Annotated in this window: 22 protein-coding genes and 1 tRNA gene; 11 read left to right on the forward strand and 12 right to left on the reverse strand. The window is 62.3% G+C overall.

From position 1 onward, the window contains the following. The first annotated feature begins 68 nt into the window (after positions 1-68). Entirely contained in the window at positions 69-1,580 is a 1,512-nt protein-coding gene (locus ACX3P0_RS07870) for a peptidoglycan DD-metalloendopeptidase family protein (protein WP_459087758.1), read from the forward strand. Between the two features lie 98 nt (positions 1,581-1,678). On the opposite strand, the gene ACX3P0_RS07875 is transcribed toward ACX3P0_RS07870, so the two are convergent. Beyond that, a complete protein-coding gene (locus ACX3P0_RS07875) occupies positions 1,679-2,548 on the reverse strand; it encodes an ATP-binding protein (RefSeq protein ID WP_459087759.1) in 870 nt (289 codons plus the stop codon). A 173-nt stretch (positions 2,549-2,721) separates the two neighbouring features. Here ACX3P0_RS07875 and yajC point away from each other — a divergent pair, with 173 nt between their 5' ends. The 4 genes from yajC (at position 2,722) to ACX3P0_RS07895 (ending at position 7,143) form a co-directional block, all read left to right on the forward strand. Beyond that, positions 2,722-3,063, forward strand: a complete 342-nt coding sequence (gene yajC, locus ACX3P0_RS07880) for a preprotein translocase subunit YajC (RefSeq protein ID WP_459079815.1) — start codon at positions 2,722-2,724, stop codon at positions 3,061-3,063. 150 nt (positions 3,064-3,213) lie between these two features. After that, complete coding sequence (secDF, locus tag ACX3P0_RS07885) at positions 3,214-5,751, forward strand: protein translocase subunit SecDF (protein WP_459087761.1); 2,538 nt, start codon at positions 3,214-3,216, stop codon at positions 5,749-5,751. Next, positions 5,751-6,140, forward strand: coding sequence for an Mth938-like domain-containing protein (locus ACX3P0_RS07890; protein ID WP_459079817.1), 390 nt, complete (start codon positions 5,751-5,753; stop codon positions 6,138-6,140). Before secDF ends, ACX3P0_RS07890 begins: the two co-directional genes overlap by 1 nt. A 163-nt stretch (positions 6,141-6,303) precedes the next feature. After that, entirely contained in the window at positions 6,304-7,143 is an 840-nt protein-coding gene (locus tag ACX3P0_RS07895; protein ID WP_459087762.1) for a phytoene/squalene synthase family protein, read from the forward strand. A 4-nt stretch (positions 7,144-7,147) separates the two neighbouring features. On the opposite strand, the gene trmFO is transcribed toward ACX3P0_RS07895, so the two are convergent. The 3 genes from trmFO to ACX3P0_RS07910 all read right to left on the reverse strand — a co-directional run bounded on the left by trmFO (position 7,148) and on the right by ACX3P0_RS07910 (position 9,273). Then, on the reverse strand, positions 7,148-8,578 hold the full coding sequence (trmFO, locus tag ACX3P0_RS07900; RefSeq protein ID WP_459087764.1) for a methylenetetrahydrofolate--tRNA-(uracil(54)-C(5))-methyltransferase (FADH(2)-oxidizing) TrmFO: 1,431 nt from the start codon (positions 8,576-8,578) through the stop codon (positions 7,148-7,150). Between the two features lie 368 nt (positions 8,579-8,946). After that, positions 8,947-9,087, reverse strand: a complete 141-nt coding sequence (locus ACX3P0_RS07905; RefSeq protein ID WP_459079820.1) for a DUF1127 domain-containing protein — start codon at positions 9,085-9,087, stop codon at positions 8,947-8,949. Positions 9,088-9,132: 45 nt separating this feature from the next. After that, positions 9,133-9,273, reverse strand: a complete 141-nt coding sequence (locus ACX3P0_RS07910; RefSeq protein WP_459079821.1) for a DUF1127 domain-containing protein — start codon at positions 9,271-9,273, stop codon at positions 9,133-9,135. Between the two features lie 236 nt (positions 9,274-9,509). On the opposite strand from ACX3P0_RS07910, the gene ACX3P0_RS07915 reads away from it, so the two are divergent. Both ACX3P0_RS07915 and ACX3P0_RS07920 read left to right on the forward strand, forming a co-directional pair. Then, positions 9,510-10,628 carry a DUF2157 domain-containing protein gene (locus tag ACX3P0_RS07915; protein WP_459087765.1) on the forward strand — a complete coding sequence of 373 codons (1,119 nt, stop codon included), beginning with the start codon at positions 9,510-9,512 and terminating at the stop codon, positions 10,626-10,628. Continuing rightward, a complete protein-coding gene (locus tag ACX3P0_RS07920; RefSeq protein WP_459087766.1) occupies positions 10,625-11,212 on the forward strand; it encodes a GDYXXLXY domain-containing protein in 588 nt (195 codons plus the stop codon). The genes ACX3P0_RS07915 and ACX3P0_RS07920 overlap by 4 nt, the downstream gene beginning before the upstream one ends. 124 nt (positions 11,213-11,336) lie before the next feature. On the opposite strand, the gene ACX3P0_RS07925 is transcribed toward ACX3P0_RS07920, so the two are convergent. After that, a tRNA-Leu gene (locus ACX3P0_RS07925) sits at positions 11,337-11,421 on the reverse strand. A gap of 332 nt (positions 11,422-11,753) precedes the next feature. Here ACX3P0_RS07925 and tig point away from each other — a divergent pair. From tig to ACX3P0_RS07940, 3 genes are all read left to right on the forward strand, one after another. Further along, a complete protein-coding gene (tig, locus tag ACX3P0_RS07930) occupies positions 11,754-13,229 on the forward strand; it encodes a trigger factor (protein WP_459087768.1) in 1,476 nt (491 codons plus the stop codon). Between the two features lie 148 nt (positions 13,230-13,377). Further along, positions 13,378-15,627: a DNA topoisomerase IV subunit A gene (gene parC, locus ACX3P0_RS07935; RefSeq protein ID WP_459087770.1), complete on the forward strand. Its 2,250-nt coding sequence runs from the start codon at positions 13,378-13,380 to the stop codon at positions 15,625-15,627. Between the two features lie 134 nt (positions 15,628-15,761). Then, positions 15,762-16,967, forward strand: a complete 1,206-nt coding sequence (locus ACX3P0_RS07940; protein ID WP_459087772.1) for an AI-2E family transporter — start codon at positions 15,762-15,764, stop codon at positions 16,965-16,967. On the opposite strand, the gene ACX3P0_RS07945 is transcribed toward ACX3P0_RS07940, so the two are convergent. The 3 genes from ACX3P0_RS07945 to ACX3P0_RS07955 form a co-directional block, all read right to left on the reverse strand. Next, entirely contained in the window at positions 16,955-17,878 is a 924-nt protein-coding gene (locus ACX3P0_RS07945; protein WP_459087871.1) for a DMT family transporter, read from the reverse strand. The genes ACX3P0_RS07940 and ACX3P0_RS07945 overlap by 13 nt on opposite strands. 29 nt (positions 17,879-17,907) lie before the next feature. Next, complete coding sequence (locus ACX3P0_RS07950) at positions 17,908-18,663, reverse strand: arginyltransferase (RefSeq protein WP_459078576.1); 756 nt, start codon at positions 18,661-18,663, stop codon at positions 17,908-17,910. Positions 18,664-18,806: 143 nt separating this feature from the next. Further along, positions 18,807-19,277, reverse strand: a complete 471-nt coding sequence (locus ACX3P0_RS07955) for an RDD family protein (protein ID WP_459078577.1) — start codon at positions 19,275-19,277, stop codon at positions 18,807-18,809. A gap of 143 nt (positions 19,278-19,420) precedes the next feature. Here ACX3P0_RS07955 and ACX3P0_RS07960 point away from each other — a divergent pair, with 143 nt between their 5' ends. After that, positions 19,421-19,654 (forward strand): DUF982 domain-containing protein, encoded by a 234-nt coding sequence (locus ACX3P0_RS07960; protein WP_459087774.1) that lies wholly within the window; start codon positions 19,421-19,423, stop codon positions 19,652-19,654. 72 nt (positions 19,655-19,726) lie between these two features. On the opposite strand, the gene ACX3P0_RS07965 is transcribed toward ACX3P0_RS07960, so the two are convergent. The 4 genes from ACX3P0_RS07965 to ACX3P0_RS07980 form a co-directional block, all read right to left on the reverse strand. Then, complete coding sequence (locus ACX3P0_RS07965; protein ID WP_459078579.1) at positions 19,727-19,876, reverse strand: hypothetical protein; 150 nt, start codon at positions 19,874-19,876, stop codon at positions 19,727-19,729. Between the two features lie 76 nt (positions 19,877-19,952). Beyond that, on the reverse strand, positions 19,953-20,324 hold the full coding sequence (locus tag ACX3P0_RS07970) for a DUF423 domain-containing protein (protein WP_459087872.1): 372 nt from the start codon (positions 20,322-20,324) through the stop codon (positions 19,953-19,955). Further along, complete coding sequence (locus ACX3P0_RS07975; protein WP_459087776.1) at positions 20,324-21,574, reverse strand: MFS transporter; 1,251 nt, start codon at positions 21,572-21,574, stop codon at positions 20,324-20,326. The genes ACX3P0_RS07970 and ACX3P0_RS07975 overlap by 1 nt, the downstream gene beginning before the upstream one ends. 22 nt (positions 21,575-21,596) lie before the next feature. Next, positions 21,597-22,634, reverse strand: coding sequence for an aldo/keto reductase (locus tag ACX3P0_RS07980; RefSeq protein ID WP_459087778.1), 1,038 nt, complete (start codon positions 22,632-22,634; stop codon positions 21,597-21,599). Positions 22,635-22,707: the final 73 nt, after the last annotated feature.

Below are 22,707 nucleotides of genomic sequence, written 5' to 3' on the forward strand. Positions count from 1 at the left end.
AACCCGCCAGTAACATTAACGCGCTTTAATCATGCACAGTTGGTACCGGGTATGTGTGGGTTATCGCGATGCAACTCAGCGTTTTGAAGACAAATAGCCGCAATCTGGCGCGTGGCTGCGCCGTCCTGATGGTCGCGGGCTTCGCCTCGGCGTGCAGTTCGCAGGTCGCCCGCTTCGGCGATAGCCTCGACAGCGTCGCAACGGCCTCGACGTCGAACCAGCGCTCCATCATCGGCCAGGAGTCTCAGCCGTTCCCCGGCGACACAATGGCCGCCGCGCCGATCCAGCCGGTCAGCCGCGAAGCGCCGGTAGGGCGTTCAGGCCTGCCCCCGGTTTCGCAGGCGCAAGCTGCCCCCGCATTGGCAGCACCCGCCGCGCAGCCGGTCCGCACCGCAGCCGTTGAAACAGAACCCCGCATCGACCGCACGTTAAAGACGGGAACCGTCAACAAGCCGTTCCAGCAAGTGCAGGCCGACGCGCCGCGGTTGAGCGACAACAAGCCAAGGCAGGAGGCGACCGAAATCGTCGTCGAGAGCGGCCAGACGATTTCGGGCCTGTCCCGCCGCTATGGCGTACCTGCCGACGCCATCATGAAAGTCAACGGGCTGAGCGAGGCCAACGGCCTCAAGACCGGCAGCAAGATCGTCATTCCGGCCTATGGCTACAAGGTCAAGGGGCAGTCGAATGCGCCGGCCATCGCAAACGCCCAGCCGCTGAACGAGAACAAGCGCGCGCCGGCGACGCCTGCCTCGGAAAAGGTTGCGGTTCTGCCCCAGCCGCCGAAGCAGAAGGCCGACAAGCCGCAGGCTCCGGTCGATGCAAACGATCCATTCATCGTCTCCAGCAACGCAAAACCCGCTTCGACCGCGCCGAAGAAGGGCGCGCTGCCTGGCACCTATACGGTACAGTCCGGCGATACGCTGTCGGCGATCTCGCGACGGACCGGAATCAGCACCGCCTCGCTCAAGCAGGCGAACGGCATGACCGACGGCGCGCTGCGGATCGGCCAGACGCTCAAGATTCCAGGCGGCACCGCTGATGCGGTAGCCAGCGCCAAGCCAAATGCGGTCGATCCGGTCAAGACGGCGTCGACGCCGAAGGCCACCAAGGCGACGCCGACCGAAACGCTGGCGTCCTATACGCCGCCGAAAAAAAACCAGGTGATCCAGCAGGCGGAAGCCTCCGACGTCGATGCACCGGATTCGACCGGCATCAGCAAGATGCGCTGGCCCGTTCGCGGCCGCGTCATCTCCGCGTTCGGCAGCGCCGGCAAGGAAGGCGACGGCATCGACATTTCCGTGCCGAAAGGCACGCCGGTCAAGGCCGCGGAAAACGGTGTGGTCATCTATGCCGGCAATGGCTTGAAGGAATTCGGCAATACCGTTCTGGTGCGCCACGAGGACGGGTTGGTCACGGTTTACGGCCACGCCAGCGAGCTTCAGGTCACGCGGGGCCAGAAGGTCAAGCGCGGACAGGAAATCGCGCTCTCCGGCATGAGCGGCGTCACCGATTCGCCCAAGCTTCACTTCGAGGTGCGCAAGAATTCCGCGCCGGTCGATCCCAGGAAATTCCTCGAATAGAGAACGATCGCTGGCCGTCTGTCCTCCAGTCCGGCCCGCCATCCAGGCCCGTTCCGCAAGGAGCGGGCCTTTTTCTTATTGAGGATCAGTTTGAGGCATCAGTCCCTGAGCGGCTGGCCTAGTCGCCCCGCCAGATCCTGCGTAAACTGCCACGCGACGCGGCCCGAGCGGCTACCGCGTGTCGTTGCCCATTCGAGCGCTTGCGCGCGCAAGGCGTCGGCATCTATTTCCAGGCCATAGTGCCCGATATAACCGTCGACCATCGCCAGATAGTCGTCCTGCGAGCATTTGTGGAAACCCAGCCACAGGCCGAAGCGATCCGACAACGATACTTTCTCCTCGACGGCTTCGCCCGGATTGATGGCGGTCGAGCGCTCATTGTCGATCATGTCGCGGGGTAAGAGATGCCGGCGGTTCGACGTGGCATAGAAGATGACATTGTCGGGTCGACCCTCGACGCCGCCTTCCAGTGCCGCTTTCAGCGACTTGTAGGACGTGTCGTCATGATCGAACGACAGGTCGTCGCAAAACAGGATGAAACGGTAGGGGGCAGCCTTCAGCCGCATCATCAGCCGGGGCAGCGTGTCTATGTCCTCGCGGTGGATTTCGATCAGCTTGAGGTTCTGCTTGTCCTGGGCGTTGATCTCGGCATGCACCGCCTTGACCAGCGAGGATTTGCCCATGCCGCGCGTACCCCAAAGCAGCACGTTGTTGGCCGCGTAGCCTTTGGCGAAGCGTTCGGTGTTGTCCACGAGAATGTCGCGAACCCGGTCGACGCCGCGGATCAGGCCGATCTCGACGCGATTGACTTTGTGTACCGGCTCCAGATAGCCGGGATCGGCCTGCCAGACGAAGCAATCGGCAACAGCAAGGTCGGTTTGTGGCGCAGCGGCCGGCGCGAGACGGGCAACAGCCTCGATCAGGCGGTCGAGTTTCGTATTCAAGGCTTCGAGGGCATTGTCGGTCATAGGGTCACTTTACGTTCGTATTGGCGGCGCATGACCCTCTAACACGGGCGAACAGGCCAGAAAAGCTGCGGATTCGGCCGGCGATACAGTTGCATTGACAACTTTACCGACTATATTCCGGCCAACTTTGTGGGCCGCTTTGCGGCCTTTCTTTCTAATCCAGGAGTTCCTCGATGTTTGTAACACCGGCATATGCCCAAGGCTTCGGCGGCGCCTCTCCGGACATGCTCATCAGCATCTTGCCGTTCGTGCTGATCTTCGTAATCATGTATTTTCTGATCATCCGCCCGCAGCGCACGCAGATGAAAAAGCGCGCCGAACTGCTGTCGGCGATCCGGCGTGGCGATACGGTCGTCACCGGCGGCGGTTTTGTCGGCAAGGTGACCAAGGTCATCGACGACAACGAACTCGAGGTCGATCTAGGCAACGGCACCAAGGTGACTGCGCTGCGTTCGACCATTGCCGACGTGCGCGTCAAGGGTGAGCCTGTGGCGAACCAGAACGCCAAGAAGTAACCGTATCTAGAGCATCGGACCGAAAAGGGTTACGGTTTTCGGATTATTCCGATGCTCAAACAAAGTGTTAGAGCGTCCTTTGTGCCTCCCAAAGGAGGCACTGCGCTCTAAGGCGGATAGCCGCTTGCACGCCTGAACGGACAACGAACAATGCTGCATTTTTCGCGCTGGAAAACCATCGGTATCTGGGCAGTTGTCCTGCTTGGCGTGCTGTTTGCCGCTCCCAACCTCTTCCCGCAGTCGGTGCTGAATTCGCTGCCCAACTGGCTGCCGAAGAAGCAGGTGACGCTCGGCCTCGATTTGCAGGGCGGTTCGCACATCCTGCTCAAGATGGACCCGAACGATCTGGTCAAGGAGCGCCTGGTGTCGGCGCGCGACGAAATCCGCACCGCCTTGCGCGACGCTAAGGTCGGCTATACCGGCCTTAGCGGGTCGGGAAGGTCGGTGCAGGTCCGCATCCGCGATGCCAGCCAGATTGATGCTGCCAAGGAAGCGTTGAAGACGCTGACGACGCCGGTAGCCGCCGGCCTGCTCACCGGTGGTTCGGTCCAGGAATTGGAGATGGACGAGCCCGAGCCGGGGTTGTTGCGGTTCACGGTCACCGATGCCGGCATCCAGTATCGTACGTCGACGGCGATTGCCCAATCGATCGAAGTCGTCAGCCGCCGCGTCAATGAGCTTGGCACCACGGAACCGATCGTCCAGCGCCAGGGCTCCGACCGCATTCTCGTTCAGGTGCCGGGGCTTCAGGATCCACAGCGGCTGAAGGATATTCTGGGCCAGACCGCCAAATTGACCTTCCAGATGGTCGATCAGTCGGTGCCGGTGCAGGATGCGCTCGACGGTCGTCCGCCGGCGGGTTCGACGATCATGTATTCCAAGGACGAGCCACCGGTTCCTTATCTGATCGAGAACCGCGTCATCGTTTCCGGCGAGAACCTTGTCGATGCGCAGGCGACTTTCGACCAGCGCACCAATGAGCCGGTCGTGTCGTTCCGTTTCGATTCAAAGGGCGCAACCCGCTTCGGCCAGGCCACGCAGCAGAATGTCGGCAAGCTGTTCGCCATTATCCTCGACGATCATGTGATTTCGGCGCCACGCATCAACGAGCCGATTTTGGGCGGATCGGGCCAGATTTCCGGCAATTTCACCGCCCAGAGCGCCAACGACCTCGCGGTTCTGCTACGCGCCGGCGCGCTTCCGGCAACGTTGACGGTGATCGAGGAGCGCACGGTCGGTCCAGGCCTTGGCCAGGATTCGATCAGGGCCGGCAAGATGTCGGCGCTGATCGGCTCGATCCTCGTCGTCGTCTTCATGGTCGCAGCCTACGGGTTCCTTGGCTGGATCGCCAACGTCGCCCTGATCTTCAATCTGGCGCTGATCGTCGCCGTGCTGACGATCATGGGCTCGACGCTGACGCTTCCGGGCATCGCCGGTATCGTTCTGACGGTCGGCATGGCGGTGGATTCCAACGTTCTGATCTACGAGCGCATCCGCGAGGAACGGCGATCAGGGCGTTCGGTGCTTCAATCGGTCGATATCGGGTTCCAGAAGGCGCTCGCGACGATCCTCGACTCCAACATTACCACGCTCATCGCGGCCATCGTCCTGTTCTTCCTGGGCTCCGGCCCGGTGCGCGGCTTCGCGATCACGCTGGCTGTCGGCATCATCACCACCATCTTCACGGCCTTCACCCTGACGCGCTGGCTGGCTGCCGAATGGATCCGCCGCTCTCGCCCGAAGGAACTGCCGAGGGGCTATGTGCGGCTCGTGCCGGAAGTGACGCATATCCGCTTCATGCAGGTTCGCCTGCAGGTCTTCATCGTTTCCATCTGCCTGTGCGTTGCTTCCATCGGCCTGCTCTTCACCCACGGGCTGAATTTCGGCATCGATTTCACCGGCGGGACCTTGATGGAGGTGCGGGCCAAAACGGGTAATGCCGATGTCGGCGATATCCGCTCGCGCCTTTCTGAGGCCGGCATCAAGGAAATACAGGTGCAGAGCTTCGGCACCGAGACGGACGCACTCATCCGTATCGGCGCGAAATCCGACGCCGGCGGCAATTCCGTGGTGACCACGGCGCAGCAGTCGCTTTCCTCCACCTACGACATTCGTCGCACCGAACTTGTCGGCCCCACCGTGTCCAGCGAACTAGCCTGGGCGGCTATCATCGGCGTGCTGGCGGCGATGGGCGCGATCCTGATCTATGTCTGGATACGGTTTGAATGGCAGTTCGCCATCGGTTCTATCGTGGCTACGATCAACGACATTATCCTGACGCTGGGGTTCCTTTCCGTGACGGGGCTGCAATTCGACCTGACGACGGTCGCCGCGATCCTGACTATCGTTGGTTACTCCCTCAACGATACCGTCGTCATCTACGACCGCGTTCGCGAAAACTTGCGGAAGTTCAAGAGAATGCCGCTCGGTCAGTTGCTGGATCTGTCGGATAACGAGATGCTGGCCCGCACGACGATGACGTCGGTGACCACCTTCCTCGCGCTGCTTGCGCTGTTCCTGCTGGGTGGCGAGGTCATTCGTTCCTTTGTCGCGTCGATGCTGTTCGGCGTGTTCATCGGCACCTTCTCGTCGATCTTCATCGCAGCACCGATCCTCATCGTGTTCCATCTGCGCCCGACTGCCGGGCCTGTGGCGGGAGATGCAGCGCAGCAACTGCCCGCCAAGTAATGGGGCAGGGCATCATCATCCGCGAGGCGTTTTTTCCGGGGCGCGCGCCGATAGAAGCCTATGGCAATGGCGGCTTCCGCTTTGCCGACATGTCGCATCGCGGCTCGCTCCTGTGCCTGCCTTCCGGCATTCACGGCTGGGAGCCGGCCGATGCGGCGGCACTGACGGTAGGCGATTTCGAAAAGCTCTTTGCCGAGGCCGGACAGGTGGAAATCCTGCTGGTCGGCTGCGGTACGGATTTGCGGCGGCTGCCGGCTTCTTTGCATAAGGCGTTGAAGGACGCCGGCATTGCCAGCGATCCGATGTCGACGGGAGCGGCGGTGCGGACCTACAACGTGCTGCTGGCCGAAGAACGCGCTGTGGCGGCGGCGCTGATCGCCGTTGACTAGAGCGCTTCATGGCTAGATGGGATCATTCTGCCGGGCCGCTTCGAGCCAAATCCTTCGGTCTTCGTCTCGACCGCACCCCAGTGCGGCCATCGACAAAGCCCTCGACCTTGTCTCGAACCATCGCCGGCAGAATGTTTCCATCAAACCATGAAGCGCTCTAAGGATGGACGCCGCCGCGAAAATCATCATGGATACGGTGCGGGCCGCCGACCATGACCGCTATCTGGCCGCGCTCTATGCGCCGGCCGACAAGCGCGATGCGCTGTTTTCGCTTTATGCTTTCAACGCCGAGATCGCCAGCGTGCGCGATCGCATCCACGAGCCGCTGCCCGGCGAAGTGCGGTTGCAATGGTGGCGTGACATCATTGCCGCCGATGATACGGCTGCTGTCGGCCATCCGCTGGCCGATGCGCTGAAGCGCACGATTGCAGCATATGATTTGCCCAAACAGGCCTTCGACAACTATCTGGAGGCGCGGATCTTCGATCTCTACGACGATCCGATGCCGTCGCGTACCGATCTCGAAGGCTATTGCGGCGAGACGGCCTCGGCGCTGATCCAGCTTGCCGCCATGGCGCTGGACAGCGAGGCCGCACCCGCCTTTGCCGAACTGGCGGGCAGGGCCGGCTGCGCGCAGGCCATGACCGGCCTGCTTCTGCTGTTGCCGCTGCATCGTGCGCGCAGGCAATGTTTTATCCCCGCCGATATCCTGGCTGCCGTCGGTACATCTCGCGAGGAATTTCTGGCTGGCGATTTGGGCGGCGAGCGCGCCGTTGCGGCGATGATCGCGCTGGCGCGGGAGCATTTTTCGGCGTTCAAAACCGGTGCCGTGGCGCTGCCTTCCTCGCTGCGGGCAGCATTCCTGCCGCTGGCTCTGTCCGGAGCCTATCTGGACAGGATGGAAAGCGCGCGCGTGACGCCGCTGCGCGAAACGGTCCGCCTGTCCGGTCTGCGCCGGCACTGGCTGCTGTATCGTCGTGCGAGCCGAGGCTGGGGCGGCTAAACGCCTATTCCGCCGCTTCGGAGTGCGCCATTCCCAACCATTGCCGGCAATCGGCCAGAGCGCGGGCGCTAATCGCCTGCTTCTTGGCCACCGTCTTTTCCTTGCCGCGCAGGCGCTTGCCTTCGATTTTCGGCGCTTCCATGGGCGGGAACAGGCCGAAATTGACGTTCATCGGCTGGAACGAGCGCTTTCCGGGCTCTTCGTCGGAAACGATATGCCCGCCGGTAATATGGTTGAGCAGCGCGCCGAACGCGGTTGTGACCGGCGGCGTCGAGGCGTGCACGCCCAGCCGCTCGGCGGCGGCGAAGCGCCCGGCCAGCAGGCCGATGGCTGCACTTTCCACATAGCCTTCGCAACCGGTGATCTGGCCGGCAAAGCGCAGGCCCGGCCGGCTCCTCAGCTGCAGCGACGCATCAAGCAGCGTCGGCGAATTGATATAGGTGTTGCGGTGCAGGCCGCCGAGGCGCGCGAACTCCGCGTTCTCAAGCCCCGGGATGGTGCGGAAGACGCGGACCTGCCCGGCATGCTTCAGCTTGGTCTGGAAACCGACCATATTGTAGAGCGTGCCCAGCGCATTGTCCTGCCGCAACTGCACGACGGCATAGGCCTTCACGTCGGGGTTGTGCGCATTGGTCAGGCCCATCGGCTTCATCGGTCCGTGGCGCAGCGTCTCCGCGCCGCGTTCCGCCATGATTTCGATGGGCAGGCAGCCGTCGAAATAGGGCGTGCCTTCCCATTGCTTGAACTCGGTCTTTTCGCCCTCGACCAGCGCCTGCACGAAGGCTTCGTACTGGGCCTTGTCCATCGGGCAGTTGATGTAGTCCTTGCCGGTGCCGCCGGGGCCGACCTTGTCGTAGCGCGACTGGAACCAGCAAATATTCATGTCGATCGAGTCGAAATGAACGATCGGGGCGATGGCGTCGAAGAAGGCGAGCGCATCGGCGCCCGTGGTTTCAGCTATAGCCTGCGCGAGCGAAGGGGCGGTGAGCGGTCCCGTGGCGATGATCGCCTGATCCCAGTCCTGCGGCGGCAGGCCGGCGATTTCCTCGCGCTGGATGGTGATGAGCGGATGGGCCTCGAGCTTTTCGGTGACGGCCTGCGAAAACCCGTCGCGATCGACCGCGAGCGCGCCGCCCGCCGGCACCTGATGCGCATCGGCGGCAGCCATGATCAGCGATCCGGCCAGCCGCATTTCGGCATGCAGAAGGCCAACAGCATTGGATTGCGCATCGTCGGAGCGGAATGAATTGGAGCAGACAAGCTCGGCCAGCCCGTCGGTCTTGTGCGCGTCGGTGCCGCGAACGGGCCGCATCTCGTGCAGGACGACCGGCACGCCGGCCTGCGCCGCCTGCCATGCCGCTTCCGAGCCGGCGAGACCGCCGCCAATGACGTGAATGGGGACGTGAATGGGGACGTAAACTGGTTTGATGCTCATGAGGATGCGAGATAGTCGCTTGGCCGGATGATTGCAATCGACACCGCTATCGGCAGCGTGGAAGTGATGAGGATGGGAAAAAAGCCGTCCAAAACGACAACACCCGCCGGGGGAGGACCGGCGGGTGTCGTTTTGTTGGCCAACCCTCGGGAGGAGGTGAAGGTCGGCCATATTCGCCATAGCCGGGGAGGAGGTCGGCATTGACGAAATTCTGCGTCGCCGTTTTAAGGGGGCGAGACCCTTGGGAAACAACGCCCGCCGCGGGAGGAGGTGCGGCGGGCGCCGTTTGGGTGGACAGCCTCTGGGAGGAGGATGAGGCTGGCCGTATTCGTCAGGGTCGGGGAGGAGGTCGACCCTGGCGAAATTCGTTAAACTGCCTTGCGGGCGATGGCAGCGATCTCACCACGGTTGATGCCGAGGTCGGAAAGCTGGCGGTTGGAAAGGCGACCCAACTCGTTCACCGTGTCGCGGTAAGCGCGCCAGTTACGATAGTTGCGGAGCAGGTTCATCGGAATTCTCTTTTCGAGGTGTGGACCGTTATCGGTCCGAAAAAATTAGATCGACCGGCGTGCGACGAACTGGATGTCGCTACGGCTGATGCCGAGGTCGGTCAGTTCGCGGTTGCTCAGGCGGTTCAGCTCGGTAACGGTTTCCCGGTAGCGGCGCCAGTTGCGGTAGTTGCGGATCAAGTTCATGATATCTCTCGTTTCGTCTTTCGTTCGGACCATTCCGTCTTGTGTACGAAGCATAGATAGGCTTACCCAAATCGATTTGGAAGTGCCATTGGTGCATAGCAGCAATGCATTTGTGCAATGCAACATGGCAATTGAATCACAGTACCGACACAAATCGGCCAGAATCAGAAAACGACGTAACGTCAATCGTTTGTGCGGATTGTTTGATAAGCTGATGAATTGGAAGGGAAAGCCGTATGGCAGGCTATTCGGTGCGCGTCAGGCAGGATATCGCCCGCTGGGTTCAATCGGGACTTATCGATGTGCCGACCGCCGATGCCCTGGCCCGCGACGTTGAGGACAACGCGCGTCGTTCGCTGAGCTTCGGTTCCATCCTGGCGATGCTGGCGGCGCTGCTGTTCGGCGCGGCGATCCTGATTTTCATTGCGGCCAACTGGGAAGCTTTTCCGCGCATCGTGCGCGTCGGGCTGCTTTTCGCCCTTCTCCTTGGCGGCTATGTCGGCGGCGCGGTGCTGAAGACGCGCAAGCACGCTGCACTGGGGGAGGCACTCTGGATCGTTGCGGCTGCGGCGTTTGGCGGCTCCATTGCCCTGATTGGCCAGATGTACCACCTGCCGGGCGACGAATCCTCGGCCATGGCCGTTTGGGGAGCCGGCACGGCGCTGGCCGCCCTGGCGCTCCGCTCCAACGCGCTGACTGTAGCGGCGGTTGGAATTGTCGATGCGTGGTTCGTCTATTCGATCGTGGGCAGCTTCGATTTGTGCCGCAGCCTTCAAATCCCGCATTTCTTCGTGCTTGTCTCGATCGTCCTGTTCGCCCTGTCGTTCTGGACACGCAGCCAGCCGGCTCGTCACCTCATTATCCTGTCGCTGATATTTTATGCCGCCACGCTCGCCATCGATCACGACATGATCGGCATAGCGGCAACGTTGGCGGTGGCCAGCGCCGGTATTTTTGCCGTTGCGTCGCTTGCCCCGGAGCAGGTCGATAAGATCGTCCAGTTGGGCGGGCGGCTGCCGCTGCATGCGCTGATCGGCTTTCTTACCGGCATGGCGATGATACAGATCGACCTGATCGAAGATGGCGGCTTTGCCGGTTCCGCCGCCATCGTGCTTGCCGGCATCGCTGCGGCAATCGTGCTGGCAGGGCGCGATAGCCGAGCCGTGCGCTGGCTCGCCTATCTGGCGTTCGCACTGGAACTGTGCCTGATCTACGCGGTCACCATGGAAACGATGCTGGGCACGGCCGGCTTCTTCCTTGCCGCCGCCGTCATCCTGGCTGTCCTGGCCTTCGCCATCATCCAGATCGAGAAGCGCATGAAAAGAGCGCCTTCCATCAAGGGAGCCGTCGCATGATGACCGGGAAAAGACTGATTGTGTCGGCTCTGGTGCTGGCGCTCGCCCAGATCGGGTTTTTGAGCTGGATCATCGCCGGGCGGGCGGCGATCCTGCGCAATGGCACGGAGGTGCTGCTCAAGGTCGAGCCAGTGGACCCGCGCGACCTTCTGCGCGGCGACTTCATCAATCTGGGTTACGAGATTTCCCGCATTCCGGTGAAACTGATCGCCAATGCGCCCACCGGTGGATATGTGAGCCACGATGGCTCGATTGTCGTCCGGCTGAAGAAGGATGCCAACGGCTTTTGGCATCCAACCGCAGCGTGGCTCGACAAGGCTCCGGATGCGGCCGCGCCGGGCGAGGCGGACATTGCCGGAAACCTGTCCTCCGGCTGGGATATTGCGTCAAACCCGGATGCGACCGTCTCGCCCGATTACGGCATCGAGCGCTTCTATCTGCCGGAAGGCGAGGGGATGGCTATCCAGAACGACATGCGTGTCCGCCCCTTCGCCATCAAAGTGGCGCTCGCCAAGGATGGCACAGCCCAGATCAAGGCGCTGATGGACGGCGACAAGACACTGTTTGAAGAACCGCTTTATTGAGCGTCGGAGCGACGGCCAGAAAAGGAGTCGAACCCATCGGGTTCGCAAGGGCGACGGCCCGTCGGCCGTTCAGGCCGCCCCATCGGAGGCGTGAGCGAAGCGAACTGCCGTGAGATAAAGAAGTTGGTGCGGATGAGAGGACTCGAACCTCCACGCCTTTCGGCACTGGAACCTAAATCCAGGGCGTCTACCAGTTCCGCCACATCCGCATTGCCCGCCAATCCCATGATGACATCATTCTGTCAATGTCGCGTTGAAAATGGTCGCACGGGTCGAAATGCGAAGACGGTTGAAAATTAGCCCCGCCTGTGACAAAAGGCGTGTCGAATGTGACGGGACGCGACGATCCGCTTCTGCAGGATGTGAAAGAAGTAGGAAACACAAAGGCTTATTCACATTTTGAAGCGCATCTGGGGTAATTTGAGCCGCTTGTGGTCGAATTGTCCTGTTCCGCAACGAAAGCCACTCCCGGCGAGACTTTACCAGGCTGCGTATGGCACGGGCCGTACAGCGCCTCATTGGCGAAAACAAAGGTTTGATGATGCAGGTCACCGAAACGCTCAATTCCGGCCTCAAGCGCGAGATCAAGGTCGTCGTGCCGGCCAGCGACATGGAAGCCAAGCTGAATGCCCGGCTTTCGGACGCCCAGGGCAAGGCCCGCATCAACGGCTTCCGCCCCGGCAAGGTGCCGGTCAATCATCTGCGCAAAGTGTACGGCAAGTCGTTCATGGCCGAGGTGGTCAACGAAATCCTCAACGATTCGCGCACCATCATCACCGGTCGCGGCGAGAAGGCGGCGATGCAGCCCGAGGTCATCATGACCGAGGACGAGAAGGAAGCCGAAAAAATCCTGGCCGGCGGTTCCGACTTCGAGTTCAAGCTGAACTATGAAGTCATTCCGGCAATCGAGATCAAGGAATTCTCCGACATCAAGGTCGAGCGCCCGGTCTATGACGTACCGGAGAGCGAGATCGACGAGCAGGTCAAGCGCGTCGCCGAATCGACCCGCTCCTACGAGCCCAAGACCGGCAAGGCAGACGACGGCGACCGCGTCACCATCGACTATGTCGGCAAGATCGGCGGCGAGGCCTTTGACGGCGGCGCCGGCAACGACCAGCCGCTGGTGCTCGGTTCCAAGGAATTCATCCCCGGTTTCGAGGAACAGCTTGTTGGCGCCAAGGCCGGCGACGAAAAGCTGGTCACCGTGACGTTCCCGGAAAACTACCAGGCAGCCCATCTTGCCAGCAAGGAAGCGACCTTCGAAGTAACCGTCAAGGGCGTGGAGAAGCCGGGCGCGCTGGAAATCAGCGACGAGACGGCCAAGAGCCTCGGCCTGGAATCGCTTGAAAAGCTGCGCGAGATCGTGCGCGGCCAGATCGAGAACCAGTTCGGTTCGATGACCCGCCAGAAGGTCAAGCGCCAGCTTCTCGACCAGTTGGACAGCGCTTACTCGTTCGAGGCGCCGTCGAAGCTTGTCGAAGCCGAGTTCAACAACATCTGGGCGCAGGTCAACCGCGATCTGGAAGCGGCCGGCCGCACCTTCGTTGACGAAGAGACGACGGAAGAAGAGGCGCGCGTTGAATATCTGCGCCTGGCCGAGCGCCGCGTGCGCCTTGGCCTGGTTCTGGCCGAGATCGGCGAAAAGGCCGGCGTTACCGTCTCCGACGAGGAGTTGCAGCGCGGCCTGTTCGAGCAGGTGCGTCGTTTCCCGGGCGACCAGCAGCAGCAGGTGTTCGAGTTCTACCGCAGCAACCCGGAAGCGGTGAACACGCTGCGCGCGCCGATGTTCGAGGAGAAGGTGGTCGACCACCTGCTCAGCCAGGTCGCCGTCACCGACAAGAAGGTGTCCAAGGAAGAGCTGATGGCCGACGACGAGGAAGTCGAGACCAAGGCCAAGCCGGCCAAGAAGGCCGCCGCCAAGAAGACGGAAGCCAAGGCTGCCGACGAAGCCGGCGCCGACGAGCCGAAGAAGAAGGCAGCGCCGAAGAAAAAGGCAGCCGCCAAGGACGCCGAATAAGTTTTTCGGCGCTTCGCTCCCGCTGGCGCGGGGCCAAAAACTCCAAACCGAACCCCGCCTTTCCGGCGGGGTTTTTGTTTTGCGCTTGTGCTTGACGATTTCCGTCTTCGCCCTTGCCGCGAATCAGTGGCTCGGTTAGGTCAAACCCATGGGAAAAGGGCATTTGCCGCCTGCGGGTGGCGGCGATCATATTGAACCGGTCGATCTGAAGAAGGCGCTGGAAGAGCGCTATCTGGCCTATGCGCTGTCGACCATCATGCACCGCGCGCTGCCGGACGTGCGCGACGGGCTGAAGCCGGTGCATCGACGCATCATGCATGCCATGCGGCTGTTGCGTTTGAACCCCGATCAGGGCTTTGCCAAATGCGCCCGCATCGTCGGCGAGGTGATGGGCAAGTTCCACCCGCATGGCGACCAGTCGATCTACGACGCGCTGGTGCGGCTGGCGCAGAGTTTTTCCGTGCGTTATCCGCTGGTCGACGGGCAGGGCAATTTCGGCAATATCGACGGCGATAACGCCGCCGCCATGCGCTACACCGAAGCGCGCATGACCGAGGTGGCAACGCTGCTGCTGGAAGGCATCACCGAGGATGCCGTCGATTTCCGCCCGACCTACAATGAGGAGGACGAAGAGCCGATCGTCCTGCCCGGCGCGTTCCCGAACCTGCTGGCCAACGGCTCGTCCGGCATCGCGGTCGGCATGGCGACTTCGATCCCGCCGCACAACGCCGCCGAGCTGTGCGACGCCGCCCTGCACTTGATCGAAAATCCGGGCGCGTCGATCGAAAAGCTGATGGAATTCGTGCAGGGACCGGATTTCCCGACCGGCGGCATCATCGTCGACAGCCGCGCCTCCATCCTCGAAGCCTATGAGACAGGACGCGGCGGTTTTCGCGTGCGCGCCAAATGGCATCAGGAAGACCAGGGCAGGGGAACGTGGACGATCGTCGTCACCGAAATTCCCTATGGCGTCCAGAAGGCCCGGCTGATCGAGAAAGCCGCCGAACTGCTGATGGCGCGCAAGCTGCCGCTTTTGGAAGACATTCGCGACGAGAGCGCCGAAGACGTCCGCGTCGTGCTGGTGCCGAAGAGCCGCGCCGTCGATCCCGGCCTCTTGATGGAATCGCTGTTCAAGCTGACCGAGCTTGAAAGCCGCTTTCCGCTCAATCTCAACGTCTTGTCGCGCGGCAAGGTGCCGAACGTTTTGTCGCTGAAGGCCGTGCTGCAGGAATGGCTGGAGCACCGCCGCGAGGTGCTGCTGCGCCGTTCGCGTCATCGCCTCGGCGAAATCGAGCGGCGGCTGGAAATCCTTGCCGGCTACCTCATCGCCTATCTGAACATCGACGAGGTGATCCGCATCATCCGCGAGGAGGACGAGCCGAAGCAGGTGATGATGGCCCGCTGGTCGCTCACCGACACGCAAGCCGAGGCCATCCTCAACATGCGCCTGCGCGCCTTGCGCAAGCTGGAAGAATTCGAAATCCGCAAGGAATTCGACGGGCTGTCGGCGGAAAAGAGCCAGATCGAGGCGCTGCTGGCATCCGGGACCAAGCAATGGGCGACGATCCGCTGGGAGATTGGCGAGGTCCGCAAGAAATACGGTCCCGAGACGGAGATCGGCAAGCGCCGCACCCAGTTCGCGGACGCGCCCGAGCACAATCTGGACGACATCGCCCACGCCATGATCGAGCGCGAGCCGGTAACGGTCGTCGTTTCCGAAAAAGGCTGGCTGCGGGCGATGAAGGGGCATATGGCCGATTATGCGTCGCTGACCTTCAAGGAAGGCGATGCGCTCAAGCTGGCGTTCCACGCGCAGACCACCGACAAGATCCTCGTCTTCACCACCGGCGGCAAATTCTACACCATCGGCGCGGATCGCCTGCCGGGTGGCCGTGGCCATGGCGAACCGATCCGCATCATCGTCGACATGGAAAACGATCAGGATATCGTCACGGCTTTCATCCATGAGCCGAAGCGCAAGCTGCTGCTGGCGTCACATCAGGGCTATGGCTTTGTCGTGCCGGAGGATGACGTCGTCGCCAACACCCGCAAGGGCAGGCAGGTGATGAACGTCAAATCACCCGACGAAGCCCAGCGGTGTCTGGTTGTAGAGGGTGATCACGCGGCGATCGTCGGCGAAAACCGCAAGATGCTGGTCTTCGGGCTGGCCGAAATCCCCGAGATGACGCGCGGCAAGGGCGTGCGCCTTCAGAAATACAAGGATGGCGGCATCCTCGACATCAAGACCTTCGCGCTGGAGAGCGGCCTGTCGTGGCAGGATTCGGCCGACCGCACCTTCGTCAAGTCGAAAGAGGAACTGATCGAATGGACCGGCGCCCGCGCTTCGGCAGGCCGCATGGTGCCGAAAGGTTTTCCGCGCACGGGCAAATTCGGCTAAGCCGGACATAGCTTCATTCTTTGCATGACCGTGTGTGCAAGATCGTTTGGCATGCAGTCACGTTTACTGCACTATTGTCGCCGATAGTGCAGATGGCGCACACGAGGTGCCGTCCTCATTGAGGTGCAAGGCGTTTGAAGGAACCGGAGATCAGGAAAGCACCTAAGCAACTACGCCTGTTCGGTGCTGCCGCGCCCTTGCGCTCGGCGGTCATTCCACCGCTGTCGGCGGCGCGATGGCTGCTGGTGCTGGTGTTTGCGGCCGGCGTTTATTTCTTTCACGGGTTCCTTGTCCCGGTGTTGGCGGCGCTGGTTATCGCGTTTGCCAGTTGGCCGCTCTACCGGCGCCTGCTCGGTGCCGTCGGCGATAACCGCACCGTCGCCGCGACACTGGCCATCCTGTTCATCCTGGCATTTCTGGTGGTGCCGATCTCGCTTGCCGGCAGTTACGCCATCCATGAGGTGCGCGAATGGGTGACATGGGCGATCCAGACCAACCACGATGGCGCGCCGACGCCGCAGTGGATCGCCACCTTGCCGGTGGTCGGCGAGTGGCTGGACGAGCAATGGACGCAGGCCATCAGCCATCCGGGCGGTGTCGGCGAACTGATCCAATTAGTCAGCGGCGCCAATATCGGCAGCATCTATCGCGGCGTTCTGGCGGCGGGCGGCAGCGCGTTCGGCCTGCTTTTGACCATGCTGTTCATGCTGATCGCCCTGTTCTTCGCCTATCGCGACGGCGAGGCTTTCGCCGGGCAGATCGACCGGCTGGGCGAGCGTATCCTGCCGGCGCGGTGGGAGCGGATTTCGCGCGTGGTACCAGCGACGATCTCGTCCACGGTGACCGGCATGACCATCATCGCCATCGGCGAGGGCGTGGTGCTGGGCACGGCCTACTGGCTGGCCGGCGTGCCTTCGCCCGTGACGCTCGGCGCGCTTACCGGCGTCATGGCGCTCATTCCGGGCGGCGCGCCGCTGTCCTTCACGCTTGTTTCGATCTACCTGGCCGCCAGCGGCTCCATGTTCGCAGGGGTGGCCCTGTTCGTGTGGGGCGCGGTGGAACTGTTCATCGTCGACAAGACGCTGCGGCCCAAGCTGGTAGGCGGCCCGATCAAGCTGCCGTTCCTGCCGACGTTTTTCGGTTTGATCGGAGGCGTCAAGACGATGGGCTTTCTTGGCCTGTTCATCGGCCCGGTGCTGATGGCGCTGCTGGTGGCGATCTGGCGGGAATGGCTGCATGAGACCGAGGTGGCCGACGCAGTAGCCGCCATCGACGAGGCACCGCTGGAAATCGACGCGGTCGTGGAGACCACGCCGGAAAAGACGCCTCAGGCAGGTTGACGCAGCGGGCCGCCGGTACGGCGCTTGTGGCCCTGGTACAACTGCCACATCGAATGGAACACGAGCGCAACGATCAGGATCGCGCCGCCGATGAGGCTGTTTCGCGCCGGCATCTCGGAAAACACCACCCACACCCACACCGGGGCGAGCACGGTTTCCAACAGATAGAACATCGCGACTTCCGGCCCGGCAATGTATTTTGGCGCGGTTGCGAGGCAGAAGAACGAAATCGGCATGATGACGAGGCCGTCGAGGATCGCCCACCAGGGCGTTTCGATCATGTAGCCGGCGTTCCAGACGACGAACATGGCGGTAATGCAGGGAGCGACCCCGCCCACCAAGGCGGCAAGACCCATATCCTTGCCGCTGGCCCGGGTGATGGTGATCGCGCTGGAAAGCAGGAGCGCCGTGGAAAGCCCCATCAGGTCGCCGAAAACATGGCCGCTGCCGAGCGATCCGCCGACGATGACGCCGACGCCGACCACCATGACCGCCATCGTTGCGAAAGTCGCCGGGCTCGGGCGCTCCTTCAGGAAAAGCCAGGAAAGCAGCGCCGTGAACATGGGGTTGAAGGCGAGGATGAAGACCAGATTGGCCGTCAGCGTATTGAAGATGCCGAGGACGAAGGTGACTGAGCCGAGGCCATAGAGCGCCGACACGACCAGGCCTGCGCGCCCCGGGATGAGGCGTGGAGCCGTGGCGGGTGCCGCCATCCGCCAGATTGCCCATACGATCAGCGCTGCGATGAAGGTCGTGCCCGAGCGCACCATCAGGATGGACCACGTCTCGCCCTCAGCCAGCCGGATCAGCGGGATGTCGATGGTAAGCGCCATGCCACCGATCGCGGCAATCAGGAGACCCTTGGAATGACTGATCTGGGGGGTGGACAGGGCGATGCTCCGTTGTTCGATCCAACGGCAGCTTCATGGCGGGCCAGTTGTCAGATGTCGCCTGTGTAGCGCTCCCAGCCCTTCGGGCCAAGATGCTCCTGCGGCATGAATCGCATCTTATAATTCATCTTGCGCGAGCCGTTGACCCAGTAGCCGAGATAGACGTGGGGCAAGCCCATCGCCTTGGCGCGGGCGATATGGTCGAGGATCATGAAGGTGCCGAGGGAGCGGTCGGTGAGTTCGGGGTCGAAATAGGAATAGACCATGGAAAGCCCATCCGCCATCTTGTCGGTCAGCGCGACGGCGATCAACTCGCCCCGGCCCTTGCCAGTGATGAAGGTGTCGGGGCCGCGCCGGCGATATTCGATGACCTTGGTGTCGACATGGGTGTCCTCGACCATCATGGCGTAGTCGAGCACCGTCATGTCCGACATGCCGCCGCGGCGATGGCGAGCGTCGAGATAGGTGCGGAAAAGCGAATACTGCTCGGTGGACGGTTCGGCGTCGTGCATGGCGCCGACGAGGTCGGCATTGTGGTGCATCACGCGCCTCATGCTGCGCCCTGCAGAAAACTCCTGCGCGAGGATGCGGACCGAAACGCAGGCACGGCAAGTCTCGCAGGCTGGCCGGTAGGCGATGTTCTGCGACCGGCGGAAGCCGCCTTGCGTCAGGAGATCGTTCATCTCCGGCGCCTTGTCCCCGACCAGATGCGTGAACACCTTGCGCTCGAACTGGCCCTCCAGATAAGGGCACGGCGATGGCGCGGTCAGGAAGAACTGCGGCGACTGTGTCGGTTGGTGCGTCATCGAATGTGAAAACGGCTCCCGCGAATCGCCCTACCTTTGGGCCGGGCGACGAAAATTTCAACTGGATTGTGTATAAACCGCCGCGCCGGGCCTTCGAAAATGGCCGATCAAGCCCCCGATCAAGCCCCCGATCAAGCCCCCGATCAAGCCCTTGTGCGCGTCACCACTGTGCCAAGCAAAAGGTCGTGCAACGTGCGCTTGCGGTCCGAAAACAGCGATACCAACAGCACCAGCGGCGTCAAGATGACGTTGCCAGCCCAAAACAGCACCGAATGCACCACCGCCGTCATGCCGTCGATCGGCCTGCCGTCGAGGCGGTCGAGGCGGATGCCCATCATCTTCATGCCGGTCGTGGCCTGATCGGCGCTGCCCAGCGTATTCCAGATGTAGAGCACGGCAACGGCAGGCACGAGCACGGAAAACAGCATCCAGCCAAGCCCGAGCGTCAGTATGCCGAGCAAGAAGACGATGATGGCAACCGGAATGGTGAGCACGGCCACGATCAGATAGTCGATCATCACGGCCAGGATGCGCCGCGTGCGCACGCCGTCATAGAGCCGGGCATCGTCCAGCCGGGTCGTCAGGATTTCACCATCGAGCACGCGTGCGTTCATTTCGTTCCTCTTAAAGCACCTTGGAAACGGGCCTCGATGATCCAGATGGGGTGCCGAAAGACGAAATCAAGATTTTCGTCCTCGCTTATTGGTTGTGAACGGGGTAAGAGCGCCCCATGGAAAACAATCGGTTTGAGACCCCCGTGACCGTTAAGGCGGACGCGGAGGGAAAGGTTTTGCTTTTGCGATCGGCTAAAGACGCTTCGGATTTTCTTCTGAGCAACTGGCCCGGCAAGCGAAGCCCGAAGCACCGGGCGGCCCTTCAGGCTTGCCACGACGCGATTGCAGGCGACAAGCCTGCGATGACCGCCAGGCGGGCATTCGTCGCTGCCGCACGCGAAGTCGATGTGTTCGTGAACGACAAGGCGTCTGCCTGAACCATCCGGCCCTAGCGCCTCGCTTGTTTGAGGGCGCTTGGGCGACTTGATGATGCAGGCGACGTGGTTCCGCTACTCCGCAGCGTCGTCTTCGCTGCTGCCTTCCGGCTTTTCGCCGCGCTCTTTGGCGGCTGCTTTTGCCGCAAGCTTTTCAGCCTTTTTCGCAGCCTTCTGCCGGTCGCGTTCCTTGCGCTCTTGGTCGTAATTCGGTGGTCGCGCCATATCGATTCCTTTCTTCGTCTATGTTCTTTGCGTAGTTGTATCGGCGTGAAAATACAACAGCGCTTGCGGCAAGGATTCAGGGCTTTGACCGTACCAGCGCCGATGCGGCAAGCGCCAGCCACCCTGCCAGAAGCAGCGTGCCGCCGATGGGTGCGGCCATCGGAAAGAGCCGGGACGCCAGAAAATCACGGGCGAGAAGATCGCCGCTGAAGACGACGAGCCCGGCCAGCAGGATGAAGGCGCCGGCACGCAGCACGCGGTTGCCGCCGATCAGGCCGACGGCGAGAAACACCGGTGCGTGCATCAGCAGGAAGGAGGCGGCGGTTCCGGTGAACGCGCCGCCCCGATGCGCCGCAGCAGCCGAAAGTGCTACGCCTGCCGCCCCGCATAGGCCGCCGGCAAAAACCAGGATGCGCCCGGTGCGGGCAGGAGGCTCGTTCGGATTCATCATGGATTTCCTACCGTTGCGATTCGCGCGCGGCGCGTCTGGATCAGCCAGTTATAAGCAGCGCCGAAAGCCATCAGCACGCAGGTGAAAAGGAACACGGCCGGCATGCCGAAACGGCCGCCGACAAAGCCGCCCGTAAGCGGACCGACGACCTGCCCGGCATACTGGGCGGATATGGAAAGCCCGAGCACGCTGCCGCCGACCCCATCCGGCACGTTGTGGCGGATGACGGCGGTGATGCACGGCAACAGTCCGCCCAGCGCCAGCCCCATCAGGAAGCGCAGGCCGATCAATTGCCAGGCTTGCGTCACGAAAGCCTGGGGAATCAGCAGCACGGCCGAGACGGCCAGCGCGCCGGTAATCACGTTCCAGTGACCGATCCGGTCGGCAAGCTTGCCGAGCCGTGAGGCCGACAGGATCGAGCCAAGTGCGGCCGCCGACATGACGACGCCCGAGATCAGCGTCACTCGGCTCTGATCCTCGATCAACTGGCCGACATAGACGGTGATGATCGGCTCGATCGACATGGTGGCGAACATCAACAGCATGCCCGTGAAAAGCATCGCGACGACCGGCCCCTTGTCGGGAATGCGCGACCAGCCGCTCGTTTTTTTCTCCCTTGGCGCGCCGGAAGCCGTGCTGCCGCGACGCGGGTCTTCCTTGATGAGGAAGGTGGTGGCAAGGAATGAGACGAAAATGACAGCGCCGGCCAGAAGAAACGTGTTGCGGATGCCGATCAACGGCGGCAGCGCGCCGCCGACCAGCGGACCGACCAGATTCCCGGCCATGATGCCGGCCGACAGCGTGCCGAGCGCCCAGCCAGAACGGTCCTTGGGCGTCTGCATCGCGACCAGGATCATCGAACCCGAGGAGTAGCCGCCGGCAAAACCGATCAGCACCCGCAGTAGCACCAGTTGCCAGATGTCCTGCGCCATGCCCGTCAGCGACATGGCCACCGCCATGCCGAGACTGGCGCGCACCAGCATCGCCTTGCGGCCGTAGCGATCGCCGAGCCGTCCCCACAAGGGAGCCACCAGCGCCGCCGCGAAGAAAGTCGCGCCATAGGCGATGCCCGACCATTGCACGATGGCCGCGTGGCCAGTCACGCCCAACTCTTCCACATAGAGTGGCAGGAACGGCAACAGCAGCGTCATCGCCACGATGGTCGTGAACGAGCCCAGCAGGGCCACGATCAGGTTTCGCCGCCAATGCGGGTTACCCGCCTCGCTCGCTTCGTCGGGCAGGGTCATCGGGCGGTTTGCGCGAAGCGCGTCACGCGCGGTCGAGCACGAGATCGGCCGGGCCGAAGCTGCGATGCGCGGTCGCCTGCTGGTGCCAGTAGGGATAAAGCACAGGCGGGCGGCTGACGGCATCGAGCCGCACCCGCTCCTCGACGCTCAGCACCAACGAGGCGGCGGCGATGTTGTCCTTGAACTGCGCCTCGTTGCGTCCGCCGATGACCAGCGAAGTGACCGCAGGACGCGCAAGCAGCCAGGCAAGCGCCACCTGCGCCGCAGAAACGCCGCGCGCTTTGCCGATTTCGTTCAGCACATCCACGATCGACCACAGCCGGTCCACGTCGCGGATCGGCGGTTCGGACCAACCGGCGAGTTGTCGCGCGGTTGCCTGATCTTGCGTATATTTGCCGGAAAGCAGGCCGCCGGCCAGCGGGCTCCAAACCAGAACGCCAAGGCCCTGGTCGACCGAGATCGGCAACAATTCGTATTCGGCCTCGCGCGCCTCCAGCGTGTAGTGAATCTGCTGGGTGACGAAGCGCGGGTTGTGGTTGCGCTCGGCGATGCCCAGCGCCTTCATGATGTGCCAGCCGGAATAATTGGAGCAGCCGACATAGCGAACCTTGCCTTGGGCGACGAGCGTGTCGAGCGCGGCCATCGTCTCCTCGAGCGGCGTCTTGCCGTCCCATTCATGCAGGAAATAGACGTCGATGACATCGGTTTTCAGCCGCTTGAGGCTGCGCTCGCACTCGCGGATGAGATGATAGCGCGACAGGCCCTCGTCATTGGGGCCGGTGCCGACCTTCATGCGCGCCTTGGTGGCGATCAGAACGTCGTTCTTGCGCTTGCCGCCCAGCGCGTCGCCGATGATCTCTTCCGACAGGCCGCTCGAATAGACGTTGGCCGTGTCGATCAGATTGATGCCGGCATCGAGGCAAAGGTCGATCTGCCGACGAGCCTCCGTGAGGTCGGTCTTGCCGGCAGCCGCGAACTTGCCGCCGCCGCCAAAGGTCATGGTGCCCATGGTAAGCGTCGAAATCTTCAGGCCGGAACGGCCAAGCGTGCGGTAGTCCATCTCAAGTCCTCGCATTCGTCGGTGAATGGCGCAGCTTAGTGCGGCGTGATTGACATTTGTAGGACAATTGTCG

The sequence above is a fragment of the Mesorhizobium sp. A556 genome, assembly GCF_054489545.1.